Genomic DNA, 7,308 nt, shown 5'->3' with positions numbered 1-7,308 from the left:
ACGAAAATAATCCTACCTTAAAGCGCTTGATAGAAGCCGTGAAAGACATGCAAAAAGAGAGCGAGAAAGGGATTAAAGCTGAAGCGCTTAAAAAACTTAATTTTGATGAAATTAAAAAACTCATTGATGAAAGCCCAAATAATGGAAAAGACATTGTAGTGATAGGAGATGATAATTTAACGCCCGAGATCGTTGAATACATTCACAAAAAACATGCTAAGGTAGGTATAGAGAGGCTAGATGAAGACGAGATAACGACTTTAAATTTCACATATCCTAAAAATGCAAAAGCTATTATTGATTATCAAGGAATACAACATGCATTAAATAAGCATGGGATTAATTCACCTAGCGTTAAATTCAGCAAACAACCACCAATAACTTACAAAGACATAGCTAATTATAGAGATATTGTTAAAAATGCAGATGAAACAATTAAGCACGGTAATAGAATAATAAGCTATAAGCAAGTTAATGGTCATTTTGTGGTAGTGGAACAAATCAATAGAAACAAAAGCGAATTTATATTTAAAACCATGTTTAAAGAGAAAGGAGATTATAAAAATGCACCAGATTATAAGAAAAATATTAAAGAAAATGATTTAAAAGCCTCACCTTGACCATACACAAGCCCTTTCGTCTTATGTGTCAGGGTCTCTTGGCACACTTAAAAAGTGTTTTTATGGGTTAGAAATATTCTCTAACCCATTGATTGATATTACAATAAAAAGATCTAACAAGTCAAGGAGGATAAAATGATAATAAGAGAAATCCCTAACGACACAACAAACACAAGGAGTTAAAAATGATGATTTTAGAAAACGCATGCGAGTATAAGGACTACCTAGGAAGCGTGTTTGATGCAATGGGATTTAATGGCAGTTTTAAAGTGGTAGGTAACGCTTTGCACCTTAACATTATTAGCGAAAACGAACGCTAATAATGAAATAACCGCTAATCAAACGCAAGCGATCAATAACATTAACGAAGCTAAAGAAAGCACACAGGCGCAAATAAACACGAATAAACAAGAAGTCTTAAATAATATCACGCAACAAAAACAACAAGCCACAAGCGAGATTACCGAAGCGAAAAAAACCGCATTTAACGAACTTTTAGAAACCTTAAAGCCGAAATTTAGCGGCTTGTTTGTTGGCGCGTATTATATACGAAATGTGATTTATATCCAAGGCGGATGGGAGCAGAAAGTCAAGGATTTGAGCGATTATGCGCTAGAGAAAAGCAAGAAAGGAGAGTAGAATTTTAGGTTGGAAGATTGATGAATATTTGTTTTGTGCGGAATTTAGGGCAACGCTTCAAAAATGCGAAGAGAATGAGCATGATAAATAAATCACAGGACAAATTAAAACATGGTTTAAAAAAGTTCAAGAATCCTTTTAACAAAGAGGGCTTTAAAAGGGTTATAACATTAACTCTCATTTGAGCGTATGGGTGTGAGAAAAATAAGCCTCAAATCCGTTTAAGTCTTGGATCGGTTCTCATCAAACATGAATGGCTAAAACTTTTTGACTAACGCCAAGCTCTTTGCTATTAATTATAAAAAATGTTTTTAGCATTTTAGATTTTATTATCCATATTTGATGAGAGCCAAGCTTTTTTTATTTAAAAAGGGCTGTATCAATCACAAGGAAATGTAATCCACTTCTTTGGGTCTTTGATGGTTGGCAATGAGTTGCTTGCAGGTTGCAACGCCTTCTGAAGTGCCAACCATCAATAGTTTGGATTCGCTTGCAATAATCGTTTCCCCGTCAGGCATGGGGATGTATTTGCCATCTTTTTGAGTGATACCAATCACAAAGACTTTAGCGATCTCTCTAAAATGGGCTTCTTTTAATTTCCTTAACACAAGCCAGCTGGTTTTAGGGACAATCACTTCTTCTAAGTCTAAAAGCGTGTCTTTTTTATTGATAAAACGCTCTAAGATATTTTCCATATCCGGACGCACCGCCATCGCGCTCACTCTCTGCGCCATGAGCTTTGTGGGGGAAACCACCATATCAGCCCCTAATTTTTTTAATTTTTCTAAGCCTTCATCGCTATGCGCGCTCGCAATGATGTAGTAAGGTTTGCGCTTTAATTCCTTTTCAAACAAGCGCACGCTCACCATTAACGCCACATTCACCGGTAAAATCTTAGACAAAGCCACAACGCCCCTAGCGCTGCTCAAGTGGGTTTTGAGCATAGCTAAATTGGTGTGCGGATCGCCTATGATATAGTAGGGGTATTTGTGCTTAATGGCTTCTTCTTCAAAACTAGGGTCATTATCCACAACCACAAAAGGGATCTGAGCGGAGCGGAACTGCTTGCTCAATTCAATGGTGTATTCGTTGTGGTAACAAATCACATAATGATCCTTAAGGCGTGCGATTTTATAAATCATACCTTTCTCCTTAATCAATCTGGTAAGCGTGCCTTTATTGACCACGCTAACTAAAATAGCCACGCTAAAGGCAATAATTCCTGCCCCAAAAAACATTAAAATGGAAGTTAAAAAAATACTTATAGGCCCAAACTGGCTTTCATTTAAAGCGCCAAACCCTGTAGCTGTCATGGTGTAAGTCGTTTGAAAGAAAGCTTGCATAAGGCTATAATTTTCTAGGGCGAAATATCCTAGAGTGCCTAAAAGCACGAGTAATTGGATTAAAATAAGCGGGAGTCTAAAAACCTTAAATTGCTCATAGATTTCAGAATTTAAATTGACTTCTGGCTGATTTTCATCGTCTTTTTTGATTTTAAAAAATTTCAACTTTTCAAACAAAACCAATTCCTAAATCAAAATAAATTCTTTTGAAAGCGTTTTATTTTTAAACTCCCTTAAAAATATCAAGCCCAATCGCACTAGAATTGATGCTTAATAAAGGAGTTTAGTTTTAAGGGTTTTTAAAGATGTTATAAAAACCCTAAACGGCTAAGCCCCTTTACGCATGGTTCTTAAAGTGGAAGCAGCCACCTTAATGCGTTTGGTCGTGCCGTCGTCTAATTGGATCTTAATAGAGCGTAGGTTAGGGAGTAAGCGGCGTTTGTTTTTGTTGTTCGCATGACTGACATGATTGCCTATCATAGGCCCTTTAAAAGTTAAAGCGCATCTTTTTGCCATTGTGTATCCTTAAATATTGAAATAAACTTTGCATTATACTTAAAATAGCCTTTAAAAAGACTGATTTTAAGACCAATTTTTAAATGGTTCGTCTAAGAACTACTTTTTTTGAGGCATAGAACTTTTAAAGCCTTTCATTCTATCAATAGCGTCTCTGTATTTGGCGATATTTTCTTCTGTAAGTTCTGTTACAGCTTTTCTCATGACAACCGCATACATTCTGTTTAAGATCTTATGTATCGCGTCTTCTTTATTCTTTTCCAAATCTTCATGGATAATGCTGTTTGAAGAATTAAGCCCTCCAGAATTACTATGTTTGTAAGTATAGGTCATTGCTTGAAAAGTTCCCACTTCCACAGCAAAATCATGGACGACACGATTGCTTTCTGGCTCATAAAAATTAAACCATACAGAGCCTGAGCTTTGATCCACTAGCGCGTCTAAATTAGGATTATTGGGATCTTTTACATTCATTTTCAAATCTTCTAAGATTCCTACCCACCCTTTCAAATCCAAAACGCAAAAAATCTTTCTCTTATCTTGCTCGTTCAAAGCTTTTTCATCTTGAAAACGCAACACTTGATAGCCTCTTTTTTCAAAAATAGTTTGGATTTGATTGACTAAAGCGTCTTGAAACTTATCAATATAGGGCTTTAGATTATCGCTCACTTGAATGTGTGGCATTAAAATACCTACAACATGATGGTTTTGTGGGGCTTGAACAATATGTATCGGATAATTAAAATCTAGCGGCGTAACATATTCAGAGCTTGTTTGTATTCTTTCATGAGCTTGAACTTGATTTTTGGCGTCATTTGGTGTTTTTGTTTCAGCGCTTGGATTCATCGCGCAACCGATCAACACGCTTGAAAGCCCTAAAGCAACTAATATTTTAGAATAAACTCTAACTTTTTTAAAAATAAGCGAACACTCCATAAAAGACTCCTAAAAATAAAAATTGAAATTATAATTATACTATTTTTAAGTAAATCAATTTGCGCTACAATTTTCTTTTTTCTAATTTCAAGCATGGCGATTTTAGGGGATTTTATGCTCTATTCTTTATTATATGGCTATTTCAATATCAATCTTTTCCAGTATTTGACCTTTAGAGCAGGGTTAGGGTTTTTCATAGCTTTTTTTCTCACGCTTTTTTTAATGCCTAGATTCATTCTATGGGCCAAGGCTAAAAAGGCTAACCAGCCCATTTCTAGCTTCGTGCCAAGCCACCAGAATAAAAAAGATACCCCTACAATGGGGGGGATTGTGTTTGTTTTTGCCACCATTGTTGCGAGCGTGTTGTGCGCGTCTTTGGGTAATCTTTATGTGTTGTTAGGGATAATCGTGTTAATGGGCTTTAGTTTTGTGGGTTTTAGAGACGATTACACTAAAATCAACCAACAAAATAACGCCGGGATGAGCGCGAAAATGAAATTTGGCATGCTTTTTATCCTTTCGCTTATAGTGTCTGTTTTATTGAGCCTTAAAGGGTTAGACACTTTTTTATACGTGCCTTTTTTGAAAAACCCCTTGTTTGAAATGCCCACGATGTTAGCGGTTGGTTTTTGGGTGTTGGTTTTTTTATCCACGAGCAATGCGGTGAATTTAACCGATGGGTTAGACGGCTTAGCGAGTGTGCCTAGCATTTTCACCCTCTTAAGCCTTTCTATCTTTGTGTATGTGGCAGGGAATGCGGAATTTTCTAAATACTTGCTCTATCCTAAAGTCATAGATGTGGGGGAATTGTTTGTTGTCTCGCTAGCGTTAGTGGGATCGCTCTTTGGCTTTTTGTGGTATAACTGCAACCCGGCAAGCGTGTTTATGGGCGATAGCGGGAGCTTGGCTTTGGGGGGGTTTATCGCTTATAACGCTATTGTTTCGCATAATGAAATCTTACTCGTTTTAATGGGATCTATTTTTGTGGTAGAAACTTTGTCTGTGATCTTGCAAGTAGGGAGTTATAAAACCCGTAAAAAACGCCTTTTTTTAATGGCGCCAATCCATCATCATTTTGAGCAAAAGGGTTGGGCAGAAAATAAGGTGATCGTGCGTTTTTGGATCATTTCTATGCTGAGTAATTTAATCGCTCTTTTAAGCTTAAAGGTGCGTTAAAATGAAAATCTCTTTATTGGGGCATGGTAAAACCACTCTAGCCTTAGCGCGTTTTTTTAAAAAAAACCATAATGAAGTCAAATTTTTTGATGATAAATTCTCTTCATTTCATAAGGATAACGAGGGTTTTCTTTGCTATCCCAGTAAGGATTTTAACCCTAATGATTCCCAACTAGAGGTAGTCAGCCCTGGCATTAGTTTTACGCACCCTTTAGTCATGAAAGCCAAGCATTTAGTGAGCGAATACGATTATATTGACAGCTTGTTTGATTTGGTTTTCACGCCTACTATAATCAGTATTAGCGGCACTAATGGTAAAACCACCACGACCGAAATGCTCACTGCGCTTTTAGAAGATTTTAAGGCTGTGAGTGGGGGGAATATCGGCACGCCCTTGATTGAATTGTTTGAAAAACGATCGCCCTTGTGGGTGTTAGAAACAAGCTCTTTTTCTTTGCATTACACTAATAAGGCTTACCCTTTAATCTACTTGCTCATCAATGTGGAAGCTGATCACTTGACTTGGCATTGCAATTTTGAAAATTATTTGGACGCTAAACTCAAGGTTTTATCGTTGATGCCTAAAACTTCGCTCGCTATCCTCCCTTTAAAATTCAAAGAACACCCCATTATTCAAAACTCGCAAGCGCAAAAAATCTTTTTTGACAAAAGCGAAGAGGTTTTAGAGCGTTTAAAAATCCCTTCTAACGCCCTTTTTTTTAAGGGAGCGTTTTTATTAGACGCGGCTTTAGCCCTTTTAGTTTATGAGCAATTTTTAAAAATAAAGAATTTAAAATGGCAAGATTATAGAGAAAACGCCCTTAAAAGATTGAACGCTTTTAAAATCGGATCGCATAAAATGGAGGAATTTAGGGATAAAGAAGGGCGTTTGTGGGTAGATGACAGCAAAGCCACGAACATTGATGCCACCTTACAAGCTCTAAAAACCTTTAAAAACCAAAAAATCCATTTGATTTTAGGGGGCGATATTAAAGGGGTCAATTTAACTCCCCTTTTTGAAGAGTTTAAAAACTATAAAATAAGCCTTTATGCCATAGGATCAAGCACTCCTATCATCCAAGCCTTAGCGTTAGAATTTAATGTTTCTTGTCAGGTTTGTTTGGAGTTAGAAAAAGCGGTTCAAAAAATTAAAAGCGTTTTATTGCAAAATGAAATCGCTTTGCTTTCACCCAGCGCGGCCAGTTTGGATCAATTCTCTTCGTATAAAGAAAGGGGTGAAAAATTTAAGGCGTTTGTTTTAAAAGATTAAAGCGCATGCGCCACAATCTCTAATTGTGAAATTTTTTGAAAAATCTCGTTCCGTTCTTCTTCGTTTGAAACTTCCATAGAAACGTTAAAGCTATAAAATTTAGCGTTTTTAGAAGTGTTTTTTAGTTCCAATTTAAAGGGGCGTTGGTAGGTTTCTAAAAGCTCTTTTAACACGCTCGTATCTTTAGTGGTCATAATCACCCTATAATCCCAAAGGCAAGGGTAAATAATGGTGGGTTTTTTTGAATCAGACGGCATTGAACAGCTCCTTAAACAATTTAGGAATGGCAATAGGGCTGTATGTGGAGCGATTGACAAAGCCAAACTTGATTTCTGAAGCAAAGACTTTGAAAGGCTTCATAGGCTCTAAAGAAGCGTTTTGGATGCAATAAATTTCTTGAAAAAGCACCACAAAAACCTTTCTTAATTCTTTAATTTGCGTTCTTATTTCTAAGACCTGTCCAAGGCTTGCGGGGGTGAAAAAATCCGCTTTGATAGAGCGGATGACAAACACGCCTTCTTCATTTTCTGGCAAGACATTTTTTTTAAAAAAAAACTCGCTCCTAGCCCTTTCGCAATATTTCAAATAATTCGCATGATAGACCACGCCTTCAGAGTCGGTATCTTCGTAATATACCCTACAGCGCATTAATTCCCCTTACTTAAATAATGAAACTTTCTTAAAATTATACAATATGTAACTTAACTATAGTATAATTTGGGGGCGTTGCTCTATATTTTTTAGGTATTTTTGAAGCGGGTTTTTCCTTAAATTTTAGGGTTTTTAAAGATTTCAAAAAAATACAGCA

Annotated in this window: 9 protein-coding genes and 1 pseudogene; 5 read left to right on the top strand and 5 right to left on the bottom strand. The window is 36.5% G+C overall.

Features of this window, described 5'->3' with window-relative positions:
- The 3 genes and pseudogenes from G6069_RS06140 to G6069_RS07995 form a co-directional block, all read left to right on the top strand.
- On the top strand, positions 1-620 hold a 620-nt coding region (locus G6069_RS06140), incomplete at its 5' end, for a PBECR3 domain-containing polyvalent protein (protein ID WP_462491175.1).
- A 185-nt stretch (positions 621-805) separates the two neighbouring features.
- Positions 806-940, top strand: coding sequence for a hypothetical protein (locus G6069_RS08060; protein WP_269434573.1), 135 nt, complete (start codon positions 806-808; stop codon positions 938-940).
- Positions 924-1,259 (top strand): annotated as a pseudogene (locus G6069_RS07995) (ATPase); the annotation flags it as partial. The gene G6069_RS08060 and the pseudogene G6069_RS07995, both read left to right, overlap by 17 nt.
- Before the next feature lie 383 nt (positions 1,260-1,642).
- Here G6069_RS07995 and G6069_RS06135 read toward each other — a convergent pair.
- The 3 genes from G6069_RS06135 to G6069_RS06125 all read right to left on the bottom strand — a co-directional run bounded on the left by G6069_RS06135 (position 1,643) and on the right by G6069_RS06125 (position 4,054).
- A complete protein-coding gene (locus tag G6069_RS06135) occupies positions 1,643-2,779 on the bottom strand; it encodes a potassium channel family protein (protein WP_197293706.1) in 1,137 nt (378 codons plus the stop codon).
- Positions 2,780-2,929: 150 nt separating this feature from the next.
- Positions 2,930-3,118, bottom strand: coding sequence for a 50S ribosomal protein L28 (rpmB, locus tag G6069_RS06130; protein WP_001118998.1), 189 nt, complete (start codon positions 3,116-3,118; stop codon positions 2,930-2,932).
- 99 nt (positions 3,119-3,217) lie between these two features.
- The gene (locus G6069_RS06125) at positions 3,218-4,054 is read right to left on the bottom strand and encodes an HpaA family protein (protein WP_197293705.1); all 837 of its coding nucleotides are present in this window, start codon (positions 4,052-4,054) and stop codon (positions 3,218-3,220) included.
- Between the two features lie 114 nt (positions 4,055-4,168).
- Here G6069_RS06125 and mraY point away from each other — a divergent pair, with 114 nt between their 5' ends.
- On the top strand, positions 4,169-5,230 hold the full coding sequence (gene mraY / locus G6069_RS06120) for a phospho-N-acetylmuramoyl-pentapeptide-transferase (RefSeq protein WP_197293704.1): 1,062 nt from the start codon (positions 4,169-4,171) through the stop codon (positions 5,228-5,230).
- 1 nt (position 5,231) lies between these two features.
- Positions 5,232-6,500 (top strand): UDP-N-acetylmuramoyl-L-alanine--D-glutamate ligase, encoded by a 1,269-nt coding sequence (murD, locus tag G6069_RS06115; protein WP_197293703.1) that lies wholly within the window; start codon positions 5,232-5,234, stop codon positions 6,498-6,500.
- Here the strand turns inward: murD and G6069_RS06110 are convergent.
- Positions 6,497-6,757 (bottom strand): HP0495 family protein, encoded by a 261-nt coding sequence (locus G6069_RS06110; RefSeq protein ID WP_197293702.1) that lies wholly within the window; start codon positions 6,755-6,757, stop codon positions 6,497-6,499. The genes murD and G6069_RS06110 overlap by 4 nt on opposite strands.
- On the bottom strand, positions 6,747-7,148 hold the full coding sequence (gene ybgC, locus G6069_RS06105) for an acyl-CoA thioesterase YbgC (RefSeq protein WP_001203777.1): 402 nt from the start codon (positions 7,146-7,148) through the stop codon (positions 6,747-6,749). The genes G6069_RS06110 and ybgC overlap by 11 nt, the downstream gene beginning before the upstream one ends.
- Positions 7,149-7,308 lie beyond the last annotated feature (160 nt).

This window comes from Helicobacter pylori, from assembly GCF_017594925.1.
Lineage (GTDB): Bacteria > Campylobacterota > Campylobacteria > Campylobacterales > Helicobacteraceae > Helicobacter > Helicobacter pylori_DP.
This window is presented reverse-complemented; position numbering and strand designations above follow the sequence as displayed.

Coding starts and splice junctions, on each gene's coding strand:
- G6069_RS08060 (WP_269434573.1), top strand. CDS start 806: ATGATGATTTTAGAAAACGCATGCGAGTATAAGGACTACCTAGGAAGC.
- rpmB (WP_001118998.1), bottom strand. CDS start 3,118: ATGGCAAAAAGATGCGCTTTAACTTTTAAAGGGCCTATGATAGGCAAT.
- G6069_RS06125 (WP_197293705.1), bottom strand. CDS start 4,054: ATGGAGTGTTCGCTTATTTTTAAAAAAGTTAGAGTTTATTCTAAAATA.
- mraY (WP_197293704.1), top strand. CDS start 4,169: ATGCTCTATTCTTTATTATATGGCTATTTCAATATCAATCTTTTCCAG.
- murD (WP_197293703.1), top strand. CDS start 5,232: ATGAAAATCTCTTTATTGGGGCATGGTAAAACCACTCTAGCCTTAGCG.
- G6069_RS06110 (WP_197293702.1), bottom strand. CDS start 6,757: ATGCCGTCTGATTCAAAAAAACCCACCATTATTTACCCTTGCCTTTGG.
- ybgC (WP_001203777.1), bottom strand. CDS start 7,148: ATGCGCTGTAGGGTATATTACGAAGATACCGACTCTGAAGGCGTGGTC.